Origin of the sequence: Kribbella sp. NPDC051620 (assembly GCF_044453825.1) — a bacterium.
Lineage (GTDB): Bacteria > Actinomycetota > Actinomycetes > Propionibacteriales > Kribbellaceae > Kribbella.
Map to the genome: position 1 here is coordinate 113058 of NZ_JBITDB010000008.1, position 16717 is coordinate 129774.

Here is a 16717-nt window from a genome sequence, read left to right on the forward strand (position 1 = left end):
GAAACTTCCTACACGCTCTGAAGTAGGAGGTCGCAGAGGTCGGCCAGTTGGAGACGCAGCAGGCGGGCGCGGTCTGCGAAGGTGCGTTGAGCCGCGGCGTACTGGGCTTTGCCGAGTGGAGTTTCGATGGGGATGGGGTCGTAGCCGAGGGGGGTGAAGTCGTAGGGGGAGGCTTGCATGTCTAGGGTGCGGATGTCCTTGGCCAGCTCGAAGCAGTCGAGGAGTAGGGGGCTGGGGGTGAAGGGCATGAGTTTGGTGGACCATTTGTAGAGGTCCATGTTGGCGTGTAGGCAGCCGCCCTGTTCCAGCAGGGGTTGGGATTCGCGGGTGGGTTGCAGGAGGTTGAGGGGGCGGGCGGGGGTGGTGAAGAAGCGGAAGGCGTCGAAGTGGGAGCAGGTGATTTTGCTGGATTCCACTACCTGGTTGGTGGCTTCGCTGCCTAGACGCAACGGCCAGTCGTGGCGGATGTCGTCGGTCTTGTAGACCATCGCCCATTCGTGGAGGCCGAAGCAGCCGAACTGGGGTTGGCGGGATGCGGTTGCTGAGAGCAACTTTCCGATCCAGGTGATGGAGTCGGCGCGCCTCAACACCTCGGCGGGGTCCAGGCGGGCTACGTCGTCGGCGTACAGGTAGCCGCGTTTGCCCTCGTAAGCCCGGGCGCCGCGTAGGCCTACGCCTGGGCCGGGGTGCCAGAGGCGGAGTTGTTTGGGGCGGGTGGGGTAGTAGGTGAAGAGGAAATCCTCGACCGGGTGCTTCTCGCCGCGGGCTTTGCGCTCCAGGTGGGCGGCGAGCAAGGCGTCTACGCGAGTGGCGTGGGCTGCCTGCTGGGCCTGCCAGTCGGCGGGCTCCAGGACGGTCGGGTTCAGTACGGCGGTCATAGGTCCAGGGAGAAGGCGTACAGGTCGACACCGGGGCGGGGGGACCAGTCGCGGTCGGGGAGGCGGGTGAAGCCTAGGCGTTCGTACATGCGGTGGGCTGTGGTCATGTAGCTGGCGCTGGACAGGACGACGCGGTGGTAGCCCAGTGAGCGGCTGCGGTCGACGCAGTGCGCCGACAGCGCGGTACCTATGCCACGGCCGCGCGCGTTCGCCGCCACCCCGAGCATGCGGAACTCGCCCTCGCCGGCGCGGCCGATCTCGCCGTAGACCGAGCCGGGGGCACAGAAAGTGACCGTGCCCAACAGTTCTGTACCGTCCACCGCGACCCACAACTCGGCCTTCGCGGCGCGGTCGGCCGCGTTGCGCAGGGTCAGTCCGTAGTCGGATCCCTCGGGGATGAAGCCGTCCGCGGCATAGGCGTCCACGGTCAGCGAACCCACGTCCTCGTACTCCGCGGGCCTTGCCAGCCGGATGTCAGTCGTCACCGTGTAACTGTCTCACCCTGGTACGACGGTAGGCTCGGGCCCGTGCGTATCGCCAGATTCTCCGTTGATGACGAGCCGAAGTACGGCATCGTCGAGACCGACGACCCCGAGGGGCTCACCGGTACCGTCGCAGTGCTCGACTCGGACCCGCTCTACCGGCCGGTGAAGCTCACCGGCGAGCAGCTGCAACTGGCCGACGTCCGGCTGCTGGCCCCGGTGATCCCGCGCAGCAAGGTGGTCTGCGTCGGCCGCAACTACGCCGCGCACGCCGAAGAGCTGGGCAACGAGGTGCCGAAGGAGCCGTTGATCTTCCTCAAGCCGAACACCAGCGTGATCGGCCCGCGGGACGGCATCGTCTACCCCGAGCAGACCAACGACCTGCACTTCGAGGGCGAGCTGGCGATCGTGATCGGCCGGATCTGCCGCGACCTGCCCCGCGAGCGGGCCGAAGAGGTCATCTTCGGGTACACGATCGCCAACGACGTGACGGCGCGGGACCTGCAGAAGTCGGACGGCCAGTGGGCGCGGGCGAAGGGGTACGACACGTTCTGCCCGCTCGGCCCGTGGATCAGCACCGACCTGGATGTTGCCGACCTGCGAGTCACCACCACGCTGAACGGCGAGCCGAAGCAGGACGGCCGGACCTCGCAGTTCATCTTCGACATCCCCGAGGTGCTGGCCTACATCACCTCGTTCATGACGCTGCTGCCCGGCGACGTCGTACTCACCGGCACCCCCGCGGGTGTCGGCCCGATGCTGCCTGGCGACGAGGTCGCGATCAGCGTCGAAGGACTCGGAACTCTGACGAACAAGGTGATCGTGCGTGACTGACAAGCCCGCCCCGACCGACGACGATGTTCTCGGCGGCTTGGAGCCCAACCAGGTGCGGGTCCGGTTCCCACCGTCGCCCACCGGTCTGCTGACGGTCGGCAACATCCGCAGCGCGCTGTTCAACTGGGCCTTCGCCCGGCACTACGGCGGCAAGCTGGTCCTGCGGATCGAGGACACCGACAAGTCCCGCAACACCCCCGAGGCGATGCAGTACACGCTGGACTCGCTCAGCTGGCTCGGCCTGAACTGGGACGAGGGCCCGGAGGTCGGCGGCGAGTTCGGCCCCTACCTGCAGTCCGAGCGGATGGACACGTACGCCGACGTCGTGGCGAAGCTGCTCGCGGCGGGCCGGGCGTACCACTGCTACTGCTCGCAGGAGGAGCTCGACCAGCGCCGCGAGGCCGCCCGTACCGCGGGGCAGCACAGCGGGTACGACGGTCACTGCCGCGCGTTGACGCCCGAGCAGGTGCAGGCCTACGTCGAGGAGGGGCGGCGTCCCGTAGTACGGCTGCGGATGCCCGACCGCCCGATCACCTTCGACGACCTGGTCCGCGGCGAGATCACCTTCCTGCCGGAGAACCTGGGCGACTATGTGCTCGTCCGGGCCAACGGCTACCCGCTGTACCCGCTGGTGAACCCGGTGGACGACGCACTGATGGAGATCACCCACGTACTGCGGGGCGAGGACCTCCTGCCGTCGACGCCGCGCCAGATCGCGCTGTACGAGGCACTGGCCGAGATCGGCATCGGTTCCGGCCGGACGCCGCGCTTCGGGCACCTGCCGTTCGTGATGGGCGAGGGCAACAAGAAGCTGTCCAAGCGCGACCCGGGCGCAGGCCTCGGCGAGTACATGGAGCGTGGCTTCCTGCCCGAGGGGCTGCTCAACTACCTGGCTCTGCTGGGCTGGTCGATCGCCGACGACCGCGACGTCTTCACCATGGACGAGATGATCAAGGCGTTCGACATCCGCAAGGTGAACGCGAACGCGGCCCGCTTCGACCCGAAGAAATGCGAGGCCATCAACGCCTCGCACATGCGGTTGCTGGAGCCGGCCGACTGGGCCAACCGCGCGGTGCCGTTCCTGGCGAAGGCAGGCGTGCTGCCGGTCGAGCCGTCGGACGAGCAGCTCGCGTTGCTGAACGCGGCGGTGCCGCACGTCCAGGAGCGGATGAACACCTTCTCCGAGGCGCCGGACATGCTCGGCTTCCTGTTCGTACCGGACGAGGCCTTCTCGATCGACCCGGACTCGGCTGCCAAGGTGCTGACCGGTGACGCCGGCGCGGTGCTGGAGGCGACCGGCAAGGCGCTGGCCGGGGTCGGCGAGTGGAAGACCGAGCCGATCGAGGCCGCGCTGCGGACCGCGCTGATCGAGGGGCTGGGGCTGAAGCCGAAGAACGCGTTCGGCCCGGTCCGGGTCGCGATCTCGGGCCGCCGGATCTCGCCGCCGTTGTTCGAGTCGCTGGAACTGCTCGGGCGGGAGAGTTCGCTCCGCCGGATCGAGCAGGCCCGCGCGAGCCTCCCGGCCGACTGATGGCGTACGCCGGTACGCCGGGACCCGGGGTGGCGATCGACCCCCGGGACACCGGCCCGCAGCCGTACCACCGGCTGCTGCGCAACAACGTCACACCGTCCGCGTTCGTGCTCCTCGGAGCACTGACCGTGCTGGTCGGCTGGATGTTCTGGAGCGTGCTGGTCCTGTCGGTGCAGCAGGCGATCCGGACCGATCCCAAGGGCACCGTGTCCTGGCTCGGGCTGCTGGCGACGAACCTGTCGCTGATCGTGCTGATCCCGTTGACGATGATCGTCGCGACGTTGCTGAACAAGCAGACGCCGGGGTTGCTGTCGTCGGTGATCGGCAAGCTGCGCTGGCGGCCGTTGGCGATCTTCGGCGTCGCGGCCGTGGTGCTCGAGCTGGTGATGCTCGGGGTGATCGAGCTCGGCAGCGTCGACGTACTTGGCAGCGGATCAAATGGAGTGGCCTCCGACGCGGCCGGCGTGATCGTGGTGACGTTGCTGACGTCGACGTTCCAGGCGGCGGGGGAGGAGTACTTCTTCCGCGGCTACCTGCTGCAGGCGGTCGGCGCGTTGGTGCGCAGCTCACTGATCGCGGTACTGGTGACGACCGTGCTGTTCACGATGGCGCACGGGATCTGGCCATGGGAGAGCCCAGCGCTGTTCCTCGACCGGTTCGCGTTCGGACTGGTGGCGGGGTTGCTCGCGGTCCGTACCGGTGGGCTGGAGGCGCCGATCGCGGCGCATGCGGCGAACAACGTGATCACCTTCATCTACGCGGCTCTGACCAACACCGTCGGCGACAGCCTGGGAGCCTCCGACGCGCCCTGGTCGCTCGTTGCCGTCGACGTGGTGAAGTTCGCCGCCTTCGGTGCGATCGCGTTGCTGCTGGCCCGCAAGCAGGGAATGGCCACCCGCTGCGACCTGCCGCTGTCGACTTCGCTGGTAGCGGATCGCGGTCCCGGCAAGCGACTGCTGTGACGGGTTTGACGTCCTCCCCTCCCTTGGAGGGCCGGGGATTTCAACTTCTACGTGGAGTAGCGAGTTGAGGTTCACGCTTCGGCGAGACCCCTAACGGCGTCTCTCGGCGTGCGCTGACGGCCCGTCCGGCCGCGATGTTGACTGCCGCGTTGATGTCTGCGTTCGCCTGATGTCCGCAGGCTGCGCACCGGAAGACCGCTTGGCTCTCGCGGTTCTCAGGTGCACAGTGCCCGCAAGCGTTGCAGGTCTGCGACGTGTACGCAGGATTCACCCTCTCGACCCGTCCCGCGGCCTTGTGCTCCAGGCGCTGGACGAGCAGTCCCCAGCCGTTAGCCAGGATGCTGCGGTTGAGTCCGGCCTTCGCTCGACGGCGGTTCGACAGGTACGCATCTGGTTGTTCCGGATCAGGCTTCGGTTTGGGGCGCCGGGTCATCGGAGCGATGCGCAGGTCTTCCACGCGGATGACGTCGAAGCGTCGGGCGAGGTTGGTGCTGGTCTTCTCCACCCAGTCCTTACGACGGTCACCTGCTCGAGCATGCGCCGACGATCTCGCCCGTGCCGGGTGTTGGGATCGGTGGCGGGATGACGGCGAATGCGAGGTGCCAGCGCCCCGCCCGGTCGCGGGTGATGCGGTACGACTTCGCGTCAGGTATCGCACGAGACAGCCGGAACCGTATCCAGCCGATCTTCGGGACGTTTGCCGCGGCCCACTTCCGATTCAGCTTCACGACCCGGGACGCTTGAGGGCCGACGATGCGGAATCCCTCATGCGCCCCTCTCTTGCGCCAGGTCGGCCGCCGGTGTGTGCCGGCGTAGAAGTTCTTGACGGCCTGGTCGAAGTCCCGTAACGCCTGCTGCTGGACGGTCTGCGAGCCGGCCCGCAGCCAGTCGGACGTGGCTCGTGCCCTGGTCAGTTGCCGGCATTGCTCAGCAAAGTTCGGCGCCGCCGTAGCCTTGTCGGGGGTCCACAGCGACCACTGCTCGAGGGCCAGATTCCACACGTACCGGGCATGCCCGCACTGCTCCAGCAACGCAGCCTTCTGCGTCGGCGTCGGGTACATCCGGAATCGAGCCATGTCGCCAACCCAATCAGCTGGGACCGACAGTCCCAGCTGTGACAGGTGTGACAGTTGGGGGCGGTGACCTCGTTTTGGTTTCTGGCGGCATGCTGCGATAGGCTCTGCGGGCCAGGTTGTGAGGGCGGAAACGCGCTGACAATCGCAGTAACAAGCTTTGGGGTATGGGGTAATTGGCAGCCCGACTGGTTCTGGTCCAGTTAGTCTAGGTTCGAGTCCTAGTACCCCAGCGATTGGACCGTATCGCTGGAAGTTAGGTACAGTTCATCCTCGTTGGCCGGCTCTCCGGAACCGGTCGGCAAGCGCTCTGGCCCCGTTGTGTAGCGGCCTAGCACGCCGCCCTCTCAAGGCGGTAGCGCGGGTTCGAATCCCGTCGGGGCTACCAGAGAAAGCGCCCCTCACCACCAGGTGAGGGGCGCTTGTTTTTCTCTCTGTACCGGAGTGAGGCGAGCGTCACATCCCCCCGGACGGCAGCGGGATCCGGCTGCTTCCGGAAGTACACGACGGCAGCCAGTAGTGCGTAGGCGACGGCGAGCAGGATCCCGAGCCGGGCGTTGTCGCGGCCGGTGACCAGCGGAAAGAAGAAACCGCTGCCGAACGCGTTCAGGCTCGCGTGCCAGACAGCCGCCAGTTGCCAGCCGCCGCGCGTCGCGACGAGGACCTGCAGGAGCACCATCGTGAAGGCCGCGTTGCCCAGGATGCCCATCACCCAGGGCAGGTTGCCGTCGAGCATCAATGGCAGGTGCCAGAAGATCCGCAGCGCGGAGGCGAGCAGCCAGGCGACCACGAATCCGTGCCGCCGGAGCAGGATGGGCGCGACGAACGCCGTCCAGGCGGCCTCCTCGCCGATGCCGATGAGCACCAGCAGGACCGGGATCGTCGCCAGGGCCGCGGGTGCGCCGGCCCATTGGGCGGAGGTGGGCAGCGGCGCCCCGAACGCGTGATTCACCAGCACGTTCGTGATGTGGATCGCGATCGGTGCCAGCAGCGCGACCAGGTACCACTTCCAGCTGGCTCGCCAGTTGCGCAGCCGTCGTCCCCAGGCGCGGAGCTGCGGGCGGCCCTGGCAGGCGGCGACGATGAGGGCGGCGATGATCGGGCCGATCGGGAAGTTGCCCGGGTTCGATCCGATGCCGAAGTACGCCAGGGGATAGAACAGCCAGCCGAACAGACAGGCCAGCGCGATGAAACTGAGGATCGGGTACTGCTGGACGGCTCCGCGAACGGGGTTGATCCCCTGGGCCGGCGTCGATTCGATCGTGAGTGCCTCCATGACTCTCCCTTCCATACGCCTCCGTATGGAGGCAGCACCATACGGTAGCGTATGGTCATGGCAACTGGGAAGCGCGAATCGTTGACGGCGAACGACTGGACCGCGGCTGCGCTCGAAGCACTCGCCCGGGGCGGCCTCGGGGCGGTCGCCGTGGAGCCGCTGGCGAAGTCGCTGGGGACCACCAAGGGCAGCTTCTACTGGCACTTCGCCGATCGGAACGCGCTCGTCGCGGCCGCGCTCGAGCGCTGGGAGCGGCGCGACACAGATCGGGTGATCGCGACGGTTGAGCAGGCCCCGGACGCCGATGCCCGGCTCCGGGACCTGCTGCGTCTGGTGTTCACGGACGTCCTGGGAGATCCAGGCGTGGGGGCCGGGTCGGTGGAGCTCGCGTTGCAGGCGACGGCGACGCATCCACTCGTCGCACCCACGCTGGCGCGAGTCACCGAACGCCGGCTGGCCTACCTCACCTCGTTGTTCACGGAGTCAGGTCTTTCGCCGGCGCGAGCGCGTGATCGTGGACTACTCGCCTATGCCGCGTTCCTGGGGCACGCGCAGCTCGCGCATTCGACGCCGCAGTTCGTTCCGTCCGGTCGGGCACTCGCCGGGCACGTCGACCGGCTCATTCAGACGCTGACGTGGGTGAAGCAGTAACGAGCCGGCGCATGGCCAGTCCGGACACCAGGTAGGCCGCGCCCCAGAGCAGGGCGACGACTCCGAGGAGGACGGCGATACCGACCGCGGCCTTGCCGGGGTTGGCAGCGAAGAGGATGCCGAGCAGGATCGAGAAGGCGGCACCGAGCAGGAAGAACCAGCGAGGCGCCAGGTGATCGGTGGTGAAGGCGCCAACGGCCTCGAACACGCCACGGACGATCAGCCAGATGCCCAGGATCCACGTCAGGGTGACCGCGGTGACTGCGGGACTGAAGATGGCGAAGAACGCCGCGACCAAGGCGATCACGCCCATTGCCGCGAACCACAGCCTGCTGCCGCCGGATCCGGGCCGGAGCGCCTGGGTGATCGAGCCGATGCCGTCCATCAGGGCCCAGAAGCCCCACAGCAACGCCAGTGCGATCGCCGTCGAGATCGGCCAGACGATCGCCAGCACCCCGAACACGACACCGATCACCCCACGGACGATCAGCATCTTCCATCCGACAGTCATCCAGTCCCGCACCATCGCAGTACCTCCCGAAGAGCAGTACCCCCAACTCATCGTGATCCTCCCCACTCCCACCAGCAAGCACCCCACGCCACTGAGCAACAACCGAAACCCCTACCCTCGCCCACGCAATTTCGGCGGTTAACCACCGAAATGGTGGGTTGTCACCCCGGAATCCCGGGTGACAACCCACAAGCTCGGTGGTTAACCGCCGAAACGGTGTAGTGCGCGGGGAAAGGGAACAGCCCGCCGGGGGACGCGACGGGCTGTTCGCAGTACAGAAGAGGACTACTCGGAAGCGCGGCGGAGGGCTTCGGAGAGGCGTTCGGCGGCGGCCATTACGGCGGGGGCGTGCATGCGGCCGGGCTGGCGGGAGAGGCGTTCGATCGGGCCGGAGACGGAGACGGCGGCGATCACCTTGCCGGAGGGGGAGCGGACCGGAGCGGAGACGGAGGCGACGCCTTGCTCGCGTTCGCCGACCGAGTGGGCCCAGCCACGGCGGCGTACGCCGGCCAGGGCGGCCGCGTTGAAGGTGGCGTTGTGGAGGCCGCGGTGCATCCGCTCCGGGTCCTCCCAGGCAAGCAGTATTTGAGCGGCGGATCCAGCGGCCATCGTCAGCTGGCTGCCGACCGGCACGGTGTCGCGCAGGCCGGACGGGCGCTCGGCGGCCGCGACACAGACCCTGTACTCACCCTGGCGGCGGAACAACTGCGCCGACTCACCAGTGATGTCGCGCAGTCGCGCCAGCACCGGACCGGCTGTCGCCAGCAGTCGGTCCTCACCGGCAGCGGAGGCCAACTCGCTCAGGCGTGGCCCGAGCACGAAGCGGCCCTGCATGTCGCGACCCACCAACCGGTGGTGCTCCAGAGCGACAGCGAGCCTGTGTGCCGTCGGCCGGGCCAGTCCCGTCGCCGCCACGAGTCCGGCCAGGGTCGCCGGTCCGGACTCGAGTGCGGACAGAACGAGAGCTGCTTTGTCGAGAACGCCGACTCCGCTAGAGTTGTCCATGAGACGATATTGCCGTCTCGAATCGTGGAACGCAAGTCGCTTCTGCAGCCGATCTCGGCGCACTGTGAGCGAGAGAACAGCACCCACAAAACCATGAAGGAGCATCTGATGGGTAGGACGTTGTCGGAAAAGGTCTGGGATGCGCACGTCGTGCGCCATGCCGACGGAGAGCCCGACCTCCTTTACATCGATCTCCATCTCGTGCACGAGGTGACGAGTCCGCAGGCGTTCGACGGCCTCCGGCTGGCCGGCCGGAAGGTCCGCCGCCCGGATCTGACCATCGCGACCGAGGACCACAACGTCCCGACCCTCGACGTCGACAAGCCGATCGCGGACCTCACATCCCGAACCCAGGTGGACACACTGCGCAAGAACGCGGAGGAGTTCGGCGTCCGGATCCACAAGCTCGGCGACCCGGACCAGGGCGTCGTGCACGTGATCGGCCCACAGCTCGGCCTGACCCAGCCCGGCATGACGGTGGTCTGCGGTGACAGCCACACCTCCACCCACGGCGCTTTCGGCGCGATTGCCTTCGGCATCGGTACCAGCGAGGTCGAGCACGTGCTCGCCACCCAGACGCTGATGCAGGCCCGCCCCAAGACGATGGCGGTCACCGTCGACGGCGTACTGCCGGACGGTGTCTCGGCCAAGGACCTGGTACTCGCGCTGATCACCCAGGTCGGCACCGGTGGCGGCCAGGGCTACATCGTCGAGTACCGCGGCGAAGCGATCCGCGCGTTGTCGATGGAAGCCCGGATGACGATCTGCAACATGTCGATCGAGTGGGGCGCCAAGGCCGGCATGATCGCGCCGGACGAGACGACGTACTCATACCTGAAGGACAAGCCGCACGCGCCGCAGGGCCTCGACTGGGAAGCCGCGGTCGAGTACTGGAACAGCCTGGCCACCGACGAGGACGCGACCTTCGACAAGGAGATCGCGTTGCGCGCCGAGGACATCGCGCCGTTCGTCACCTGGGGCACCAACCCCGGTCAGGGCGCGCCGCTGTCGGCCAACGTGCCGTCGCCGGACGACTTCGACGAGCCCAACGAGAAGATCGCCGCCGAGCGCGCCCTGGAGTACATGGGCCTCACCGCCGGTACGCCGCTGCGCGAGGTGCACGTCGACACCGTCTTCCTCGGCTCCTGCACCAACGGCCGGATCGAGGACCTGCGCGCGGCCGCCGGCGTACTGGCCGGGCGGAAGGTTGCCGACGGCACCCGGATGCTCGTCGTACCGGGATCGGGCCGGGTGCTGCTGCAGGCCGAGGCCGAAGGCCTGGACGTGATCTTCAAGAACGCCGGCGCCGAGTGGCGTGGAGCGGGGTGCTCGATGTGCCTGGGGATGAACCCGGACCAGCTGGCCCCGGGCGAGCGCAGCGCCTCGACCTCCAACCGGAACTTCGAAGGACGCCAGGGCAAGGGCGGCCGGACGCACCTGGTCTCGCCGCTGGTCGCCGCCGCAACCGCCGTCACGGGCACTCTCGCGGCGCCGGCCGACCTGCCGCCGCTCGAGATCGCCGTACCCGAGAACGTCTGAGGACAAAGGAATCATGGAAGCCTTCACCCAGCACATCGGCACCGCGGTTCCGCTGCGGCGCAGCAACGTCGACACCGACCAGATCATCCCGGCGGTCTACCTCAAGCGGGTCACCCGGACCGGTTTCGAGGACGGACTGTTCGCTGCCTGGCGCAACGATCCCACCTTCGTCCTGAACCAGCCCGAGTATGAAGGGGTCTCGGTGCTTGTCGCCGGACCGGACTTCGGCACCGGGTCGTCGCGTGAGCACGCCGTCTGGGCCTTGATGGACTACGGGTTCCGCGTCGTCGTGGCATCGCGGTTCGGCGACATCTTCCGGGGCAACTCGGGCAAGGCCGGGTTGCTCGCGGCCCTCGTCGAGCAGGACGTCGTCGACCAACTCTGGGCCACGGTCGAGCAGGATCCCGGTACCAAGGTGACCGTCGACCTGGAGAACAAGACGATCTCGGCCGGGGACGTCTCGGCGCCGTTCGAGATCGACGACTACACCCGCTACCGGCTGCTGAACGGGCTCGACGACGTCGGCATCACCTTGTCCCACGAGGCCGACATCACGGCGTACGAGGCGACCCGGCCGGCCTTCAAGCCGGCCACCCTGCCGGCGAAGGCGTAACGCATCGCACAACGACACCGATAACTCCGGTGTTATCCTTGCGAAGTTGTCAGCACAAGACACGACGAGATCTTGGAGGTGGGGCGCCATGAGCAGCGAACCCTCCAGACATACGGATCTCGTCCGGCCTTGAGGCGCTGAATCCTCTTCTGACAGGTCAGGTCACCCCGTCGCGTACCAGCGCGGGGTGACCTGCGGCGCGGGGCTGGGCGATGTGTTTCTTCCATCGATCCCACACCTCGCACCTGGAGGACTTGTCATGTCCGACATTCGCCTGCGCACCCTGCGTGCGTTCAGCCGCACCCCATCCCTGCGCGCCGCCGCCCGCCGGTACGCCGGTACTGCCGCCGAGCCGGTCGCATTGGAGCAGAAGGCCACCCCTCCGGCCGGCCCCAAGCCCAAAGGGCACAGCGTCGTCGACAGCGCGATCTACTGCGACGGCTCGCGGGTCGCGTCGCCGGAGTCGCTGGCCGACACCTACCAGGTGCTGCACGAGTCGCCGAAAAGCCTTGCCTGGATCGGCCTGTACCGCCCTGACCGGCGCGAGCTGACCTCGCTGGCGCAGGAGTTCGATCTGCACGAGCTGGCGATCGAGGACGCCATCCAGGCCCATCAGCGGCCGAAGCTCGAGCGCTACGGCGACACGTTGTTCGTAGTACTGAAGGCTGCTCGATACCGGGACGCGACCGAGGAGGTCGAGTTCGGCGAGGTGCACGTGTTCGTCGGCCCGGACTTCGTGGTGACGGTCCGGCATGCCGAGGCGCCCAACCTGGCCGCGGTCCGGCGCCGGGTCGAACGCGATCCCGAGTTGCTGCGGCGCGGTACCGAGGCTGTTCTCTACGCGATCATGGACAAGGTCGTCGACGGGTACGCGCCGGTGGTGGCCGGCCTGGAGAACGACATCGACGAGATCGAGACCGAGGTGTTCCGCGGCGATCCGAAGGTGTCGCGGCGCATCTACGAGTTGTCCCGTGAGGTGATCGAGTTCCAGCGCGCGACCCGGCCGCTGGTCGGCATGCTGGACTCGTTGCGGGCCGGCTTCGACAAGTACGGCGTCGACGAGGAACTGCAACGCTCGCTGCGCGACGTGGCCGACCACGTCACCCAGGTGGTCGAGCGGGTGGACGCGTTCCGCGAACTGCTGCGCGACATCCTGACGGTGAACGCGACCCTGGTCGCCCAGCAGCAGAACGAGGAGATGAAGAGCCTCACCGTCGCCAGCAACGACCAGAACGAAGAGGTGAAGCGGATCTCTGCCTGGGCAGCGATCCTGTTCGCGCCGACCCTGATCGGCACCGTCTACGGGATGAACTTCGACTCGATGCCGGAGCTGCACTGGCAGTTCGGCTATCCCTTCGCGATCGGCCTGATGGCGATGGTCTGTGGTGGTCTGCACCTGATCTTCAAGCGCCGCGGCTGGCTTTAGAGTCCGTTTGCCCGAGGGGCACTGGTCTGTCCGAACCAATGACGAAGGAGGCGGACACGATGTGGTTGTTCCTGCGGCGACGGCTGATCATGTGGGTGGTGCTGGCGATCGCGGTGCCTTTGCTGGACTGGTTGCTGGGCAAGGTCAGTGCGGAACTGAAGGCGCGCAAGGGCGAGAGCGTGGTGACCAAGGGCCTTGATTCGGCCCGGTCGGCGGCCCGGAGCCTGACCGGAAAGCGGCGCTGAGAGCCCAACGGAGGTGGCGATCGAGGCTGTGGCAGACGTCACCGTCTGGCGCCGGTTCGTTGCTCTGAAGGGATTCAGAAGCCGGGTGAGAGGCGATTCGAGGGAAAATTTTGCCCAAATCGCCTGAAACAAGGCCGAATTGCCGCGTTGGTGTTTGTGCACACGCCGAAGAGTCCATAACGTTCACGGAAGATCGAGCGCTGTGCTCGACGCAGGAGTTCACGGAGGGAAGACAGTGAACAAGAGCCAGTTGGTCGAAGCGCTCGCAGTGCACTTCGACGGAAATCGCCGTTCGGCCCAGCACGCCCTGGAGTCGGTCATCGACACCGTCCAGCGCGAGCTGACCAAGAAGGGCGGCAAGGTCGCCATCACCGGGTTCGGGGCCTTCGAGGCCATCGAGCGCGGTGCACGGATGGTCCGCAACCCGCGGACCGGCGAGACCAAGCGCGCCAAGAAGACCGTGGTTCCGAAGTTCCGCGCCGGTGCGGAGCTGAAGGCCGTTGTCTCCGGTGCGAAGAAGCTGCCGAAGCTGGTTGCACCGAAGGCGGCCCCGGCCGTCAAGGCTGCTCCGGCCAAGACGGCCGCGCCGGCCAAGAAGGCCGCTCCGGTCAAGGCCGCCGCCAAGAAGGCCCCGGCCAAGGCCGCTGCCACCAAGACGGTTGCGAAGAAGGCCCCGGCCAAGAAGGCCCCGGTCAAGGCCGCCGCCAAGAAGACGGCCCCGGTCGCGAAGAAGGCCCCGGCCAAGACCGTTGCCAAGAAGGCGCCGGCCAAGAAGGCCCCCGCCAAGAAGGCTCCGGCGAAGCGCGCAGCCGCCCGCTGACCCGTCAGCACCTGTAGTACCCGCTGTACTAGCGAAGGCCGGTCTCCCCACACCAGGGGCGACCGGCCTTCGCCGTTGCTGGTCTCTTCACCTACGGCAAGGTGATGAAGTGAACCTCCGAGATCGCCAGTCCGGCGCCCGAACCTGTTGTGGTCAGCCGGACCCGCTGGCCGAGCCGAAGCAATCGCACCGGAGTATCGACCAGAGCCTCGGCGTCGAAGGGAAGCTCGATCCCGGTATCCGTCAACACGGCGCCAGAGGCCGTAGCAGCGTCGTAGCGGCTGACTGTTGCTTGCATGCCCTTACGGTAGCGGCCTTTCAGCAGGCCAGGCCCTCAGTGCCTGTCGCTGCGCCCATCACGAGCGACATCACGTCAGCCGTCCGGGCACCGACACCTAGCTGTACTGCGTGCGCCAGGTCCGCTGCTGTGTCGACGTCGCGTCGCACCGACTCGATGGTGGCCAACGCGATCGGCACTGCGCCGGAGCCTTCGTGGGCCTGCGCGGAGCCCACACCGAAGCGGGGATCCAAGGGGACGCCAGGGGCGGCGGCGAGCATCGTAGTACCGGTCCCTGGCTCGTCTATGACGAAGCAGCGGTCTGCTGTGCACGCTGCCAAGGCAGCAGTCAGCTCGGAAGCTCTGAGAGCCGGTAGGTCGGCCGACAGCGCCACCACTCCGGTACCGGGGTATTCAACGGCAGCGAACGCCGCACCATGCTCCAGAGCTCCATTGAGCCCAGCACCTTCGACGTCCGGTACTACGCGCGCGCCGATCGCAGTGACGTCCGCTGCGACCACTGGGTCATCCGTGACGACCAGAACGGCGCGGACCAGAGGAGACTCGAGTGCGGCCGCAGTAGTGTCGACTGCGAAGGCACGAGCGAGCTCTGGCCGGTGCTGCGGGTAGGCGGAAGCAAGCCGGCTCTTAGCGATCGCCGTACGCTTCACCGGGATCACCAGGGTCCAGGGAGCGACCTGTAGGTCTGCCATCAGGCAGGATTCTCCCATGACCGAGGGCAACCACAGCCACCAGGAGGCAGCAGTGAACGGCCAGCGCACCACCGAGGGTCCCCGGCCACGCCGCGGATTCTGGTTCGGCCTGGTGGTCGCCATCGTCAAACCCTTCATGCTGACCTGGACCAAACAGGACTTCCGCGGCCGCGAGAACGTGCCGCGGACCGGTGGCATGGTGTTCGTGACGAACCACATCTCGCATTTCGACCCGTTCGTGCTCGGGCTCTACATCTGGGAATGCCGGCGGATTCCGCGGCTGCTCGGCAAGGCGTCGCTGTTCAAGCTGCCGATCGCCGGCCGGATCATCACCAGCGCCGGGCAGATCCCGGTCTATCGCGATTCGGCCGAGGCCGCGGACGCGTTCCGGGCCGCCGTCGCCGCGGTGGAGAAGGGTGAGTGCGTCGGCGTTTATCCCGAGGGAACGATCACCCGCGACCCGGACCACTGGCCGATGACCGGTAAGACCGGCGCTGCCCGGATCGCGCTGATGACCGGCTGCCCGGTGATCCCGATCGCGAACTGGGGCGCGCAGGAGGTGTTCGCGTCGTACGGCAGCCTGCGGGTGCGGTTGCTGCCGCGCAAGACGATGCGGGTGATCGCGGGGGAGCCGGTCGACCTGAGTGCTTTCCAGGGCAAGCCGATCACCAACGAGCTGTTGCACGAGGCAACCGAGGTGATCATGCAGCGGGTGGCCGGCGAGCTCGGCGTACTGCGTGGCGAGACGCCGCCGAAGGAGCTCTACGACTTGCGCAAGCACAAGAACCGTGAGGATGGGGAGAGTCGATGACCAAGGTTGCGGTGTTCGGTGCGGGGTCCTGGGGGACCGCGTTCGCCATCGTCCTGGCCCAGGCCGGCAATCAGGTGTCCGTCTGGGGACGCCGCGAATCGCTCTGCGAGGCGATCAACACGCGGCACGAGAACCCCGACTACCTGCCTGGTCTGCGGCTCCCGGACGCCATCACCGCAACGCATGACCCGGCGCTGGCCGCCGACGGAGCCGAGGCGATCGTGCTCGCCGTACCGTCGCAGTCCCTGCGGGACAACCTGCGCGACTGGGCCGACGTACTGCCGGCGGCGGTACCGCTGGTCTCGCTGATGAAGGGCGTCGAGGTCGGTACTACGAAGCGGATGAGCGAGGTGATCGCCGAACTCACCGGCGCCGGCCCCGAGCGCATCGCCGTCGTCTCCGGTCCGAACCTGGCCCGCGAGATCGCCGAGGGACAACCCGCCGCGGCCGTCGTCGCGTGTGCCGACGAGGGCACGGCCGCCCGGCTGCAGAAGCTCTGCCATTCGCCGACCTTCCGTCCGTACACGAACAACGACGTGATCGGCTGCGAACTCGGCGGCGCCACCAAGAACGTGATCGCGCTCGCCGTCGGGATGGCCATCGGCCTGGGCTTCGGCGACAACGCGCGCGCCTCCGTCATCACGCGCGGCCTCGTCGAGACCGCCCGCCTGGGTACCGCGCTGGGCGCGGACGAACACACCTTCTCCGGCCTGGCCGGATTGGGCGACCTGGTCGCCACCTGCTCCTCGCCGCTGTCTCGCAACCGGACCTTCGGCGAAAAACTAGGCCAGGGCATGACGGTGGCCGAGATCGCCGGCGCCACCCGTCAGGTCGCCGAGGGCGTCAAGTCCTGCGCCTCGATCACCGAACTCGCCCACCACCACGACGTCGAGATGCCCATCGCCGAACACGTCACCAAGGTCGTCGCCGGCGAGATGACCCCCAAGGACATGCTCTTCAGCCTCGTCTCCAGGTCAGCCAAGTCCGAACGCTGGGGATAGCCGTTTCGGTCGTCGTTGAAAGGATTGTTCGCCGCAGGGCGGTGCAGCAGGATCCGGAGCAGACCAGAT

At 67.5% G+C, this 16717-nt stretch carries 19 protein-coding genes, 2 tRNA genes and 1 pseudogene; 13 read left to right on the forward strand and 9 right to left on the reverse strand.

The features are described from left to right. Positions 1–8: 8 nt before the first annotated feature. Complete coding sequence (locus tag ACIA12_RS35480) at positions 9–878, reverse strand: 3-methyladenine DNA glycosylase (RefSeq protein WP_396371700.1); 870 nt, start codon at positions 876–878, stop codon at positions 9–11. Then, complete coding sequence (locus ACIA12_RS35485; RefSeq protein WP_396371701.1) at positions 875–1363, reverse strand: GNAT family N-acetyltransferase; 489 nt, start codon at positions 1361–1363, stop codon at positions 875–877. The genes ACIA12_RS35480 and ACIA12_RS35485 overlap by 4 nt, the downstream gene beginning before the upstream one ends. 42 nt (positions 1364–1405) lie before the next feature. Between ACIA12_RS35485 and ACIA12_RS35490 the strand changes: the two genes are divergently transcribed. The 3 genes from ACIA12_RS35490 to ACIA12_RS35500 are packed head-to-tail and all read left to right on the forward strand — an operon-like array spanning position 1406 to position 4687. Continuing rightward, a complete protein-coding gene (locus ACIA12_RS35490) occupies positions 1406–2194 on the forward strand; it encodes a fumarylacetoacetate hydrolase family protein (RefSeq protein WP_396371702.1) in 789 nt (262 codons plus the stop codon). Continuing rightward, positions 2187–3725 (forward strand): glutamate--tRNA ligase, encoded by a 1539-nt coding sequence (gltX, locus tag ACIA12_RS35495; RefSeq protein WP_396371703.1) that lies wholly within the window; start codon positions 2187–2189, stop codon positions 3723–3725. Before ACIA12_RS35490 ends, gltX begins: the two co-directional genes overlap by 8 nt. A 29-nt stretch (positions 3726–3754) precedes the next feature. Then, entirely contained in the window at positions 3755–4687 is a 933-nt protein-coding gene (locus ACIA12_RS35500) for a lysostaphin resistance A-like protein (RefSeq protein ID WP_396371705.1), read from the forward strand. 40 nt (positions 4688–4727) lie between these two features. Here ACIA12_RS35500 and ACIA12_RS35505 read toward each other — a convergent pair whose 3' ends face one another. Together ACIA12_RS35505 and ACIA12_RS35510 are read right to left on the reverse strand one after the other, a co-directional pair. Next, a complete protein-coding gene (locus ACIA12_RS35505) occupies positions 4728–5345 on the reverse strand; it encodes an RNA-guided endonuclease InsQ/TnpB family protein (RefSeq protein ID WP_396371707.1) in 618 nt (205 codons plus the stop codon). Positions 5346–5703: 358 nt separating this feature from the next. Beyond that, positions 5704–5763: pseudogene (locus tag ACIA12_RS35510) on the reverse strand (hypothetical protein); the annotation flags it as partial. A 158-nt stretch (positions 5764–5921) separates the two neighbouring features. On the opposite strand from ACIA12_RS35510, the gene ACIA12_RS35515 reads away from it, so the two are divergent. Continuing rightward, a tRNA-Gln gene (locus ACIA12_RS35515) sits at positions 5922–5993 on the forward strand. A 79-nt stretch (positions 5994–6072) separates the two neighbouring features. After that, positions 6073–6148, forward strand: a tRNA-Glu gene (locus tag ACIA12_RS35520). Here the strand turns inward: ACIA12_RS35520 and ACIA12_RS35525 are convergent. Beyond that, positions 6143–7036, reverse strand: a complete 894-nt coding sequence (locus ACIA12_RS35525; protein WP_396371708.1) for a CPBP family intramembrane glutamic endopeptidase — start codon at positions 7034–7036, stop codon at positions 6143–6145. The two genes, ACIA12_RS35520 and ACIA12_RS35525, sit on opposite strands and share 6 nt — an antisense overlap. Positions 7037–7093: 57 nt before the next feature. On the opposite strand from ACIA12_RS35525, the gene ACIA12_RS35530 reads away from it, so the two are divergent. Further along, a complete protein-coding gene (locus tag ACIA12_RS35530) occupies positions 7094–7687 on the forward strand; it encodes a TetR/AcrR family transcriptional regulator (RefSeq protein ID WP_396371709.1) in 594 nt (197 codons plus the stop codon). Here ACIA12_RS35530 and ACIA12_RS35535 read toward each other — a convergent pair. Next, complete coding sequence (locus ACIA12_RS35535; protein ID WP_396371710.1) at positions 7656–8198, reverse strand: HdeD family acid-resistance protein; 543 nt, start codon at positions 8196–8198, stop codon at positions 7656–7658. The genes ACIA12_RS35530 and ACIA12_RS35535 overlap by 32 nt on opposite strands. 285 nt (positions 8199–8483) lie before the next feature. Further along, positions 8484–9203 (reverse strand): IclR family transcriptional regulator, encoded by a 720-nt coding sequence (locus ACIA12_RS35540; protein ID WP_012922430.1) that lies wholly within the window; start codon positions 9201–9203, stop codon positions 8484–8486. 108 nt (positions 9204–9311) lie between these two features. Between ACIA12_RS35540 and leuC the strand changes: the two genes are divergently transcribed. The 5 genes from leuC to ACIA12_RS35565 all read left to right on the forward strand — a co-directional run bounded on the left by leuC (position 9312) and on the right by ACIA12_RS35565 (position 13846). Next, positions 9312–10742: a 3-isopropylmalate dehydratase large subunit gene (leuC, locus tag ACIA12_RS35545; protein WP_396371711.1), complete on the forward strand. Its 1431-nt coding sequence runs from the start codon at positions 9312–9314 to the stop codon at positions 10740–10742. 13 nt (positions 10743–10755) lie between these two features. After that, a complete protein-coding gene (gene leuD, locus ACIA12_RS35550) occupies positions 10756–11355 on the forward strand; it encodes a 3-isopropylmalate dehydratase small subunit (RefSeq protein WP_396371712.1) in 600 nt (199 codons plus the stop codon). Positions 11356–11614: 259 nt separating this feature from the next. After that, complete coding sequence (gene corA / locus ACIA12_RS35555; protein ID WP_396371713.1) at positions 11615–12781, forward strand: magnesium/cobalt transporter CorA; 1167 nt, start codon at positions 11615–11617, stop codon at positions 12779–12781. Between the two features lie 38 nt (positions 12782–12819). Then, positions 12820–13026 carry a hypothetical protein gene (locus ACIA12_RS35560; RefSeq protein WP_396371714.1) on the forward strand — a complete coding sequence of 69 codons (207 nt, stop codon included), beginning with the start codon at positions 12820–12822 and terminating at the stop codon, positions 13024–13026. 235 nt (positions 13027–13261) lie between these two features. Continuing rightward, positions 13262–13846, forward strand: coding sequence for an HU family DNA-binding protein (locus ACIA12_RS35565; RefSeq protein ID WP_396371715.1), 585 nt, complete (start codon positions 13262–13264; stop codon positions 13844–13846). A 91-nt stretch (positions 13847–13937) separates the two neighbouring features. Here the strand turns inward: ACIA12_RS35565 and ACIA12_RS35570 are convergent, their stop codons facing one another. Together ACIA12_RS35570 and cofC are read right to left on the reverse strand one after the other, a co-directional pair. After that, positions 13938–14144, reverse strand: a complete 207-nt coding sequence (locus tag ACIA12_RS35570) for a hypothetical protein (RefSeq protein WP_396371717.1) — start codon at positions 14142–14144, stop codon at positions 13938–13940. A gap of 20 nt (positions 14145–14164) precedes the next feature. Continuing rightward, positions 14165–14836 carry a 2-phospho-L-lactate guanylyltransferase gene (gene cofC, locus ACIA12_RS35575; protein ID WP_396371718.1) on the reverse strand — a complete coding sequence of 224 codons (672 nt, stop codon included), beginning with the start codon at positions 14834–14836 and terminating at the stop codon, positions 14165–14167. 16 nt (positions 14837–14852) lie between these two features. On the opposite strand from cofC, the gene ACIA12_RS35580 reads away from it, so the two are divergent. Further along, entirely contained in the window at positions 14853–15647 is a 795-nt protein-coding gene (locus ACIA12_RS35580) for a lysophospholipid acyltransferase family protein (RefSeq protein ID WP_396371719.1), read from the forward strand. Continuing rightward, on the forward strand, positions 15644–16648 hold the full coding sequence (locus tag ACIA12_RS35585) for an NAD(P)H-dependent glycerol-3-phosphate dehydrogenase (RefSeq protein WP_396371721.1): 1005 nt from the start codon (positions 15644–15646) through the stop codon (positions 16646–16648). The genes ACIA12_RS35580 and ACIA12_RS35585 overlap by 4 nt, the downstream gene beginning before the upstream one ends. The last annotated feature ends 69 nt before the right edge of the window (positions 16649–16717 follow it).

Excerpts from the sequence above, each read along its gene's own strand:
- ACIA12_RS35540 (WP_012922430.1), bottom strand. The coding sequence starts at position 9,203 with ATGGACAACTCTAGCGGAGTCGGCGTTCTCGACAAAGCAGCTCTCGTT.
- ACIA12_RS35570 (WP_396371717.1), bottom strand. The coding sequence starts at position 14,144 with ATGCAAGCAACAGTCAGCCGCTACGACGCTGCTACGGCCTCTGGCGCC.
- ACIA12_RS35530 (WP_396371709.1), top strand. The coding sequence starts at position 7,094 with ATGGCAACTGGGAAGCGCGAATCGTTGACGGCGAACGACTGGACCGCG.
- ACIA12_RS35585 (WP_396371721.1), top strand. The coding sequence starts at position 15,644 with ATGACCAAGGTTGCGGTGTTCGGTGCGGGGTCCTGGGGGACCGCGTTC.
- leuC (WP_396371711.1), top strand. The coding sequence starts at position 9,312 with ATGGGTAGGACGTTGTCGGAAAAGGTCTGGGATGCGCACGTCGTGCGC.
- leuD (WP_396371712.1), top strand. The coding sequence starts at position 10,756 with ATGGAAGCCTTCACCCAGCACATCGGCACCGCGGTTCCGCTGCGGCGC.
- ACIA12_RS35525 (WP_396371708.1), bottom strand. The coding sequence starts at position 7,036 with ATGGAGGCACTCACGATCGAATCGACGCCGGCCCAGGGGATCAACCCC.
- cofC (WP_396371718.1), bottom strand. The coding sequence starts at position 14,836 with ATGGCAGACCTACAGGTCGCTCCCTGGACCCTGGTGATCCCGGTGAAG.
- ACIA12_RS35560 (WP_396371714.1), top strand. The coding sequence starts at position 12,820 with ATGACGAAGGAGGCGGACACGATGTGGTTGTTCCTGCGGCGACGGCTG.
- ACIA12_RS35580 (WP_396371719.1), top strand. The coding sequence starts at position 14,853 with ATGACCGAGGGCAACCACAGCCACCAGGAGGCAGCAGTGAACGGCCAG.
- ACIA12_RS35535 (WP_396371710.1), bottom strand. The coding sequence starts at position 8,198 with ATGACTGTCGGATGGAAGATGCTGATCGTCCGTGGGGTGATCGGTGTC.
- ACIA12_RS35480 (WP_396371700.1), bottom strand. The coding sequence starts at position 878 with ATGACCGCCGTACTGAACCCGACCGTCCTGGAGCCCGCCGACTGGCAG.
- corA (WP_396371713.1), top strand. The coding sequence starts at position 11,615 with ATGTCCGACATTCGCCTGCGCACCCTGCGTGCGTTCAGCCGCACCCCA.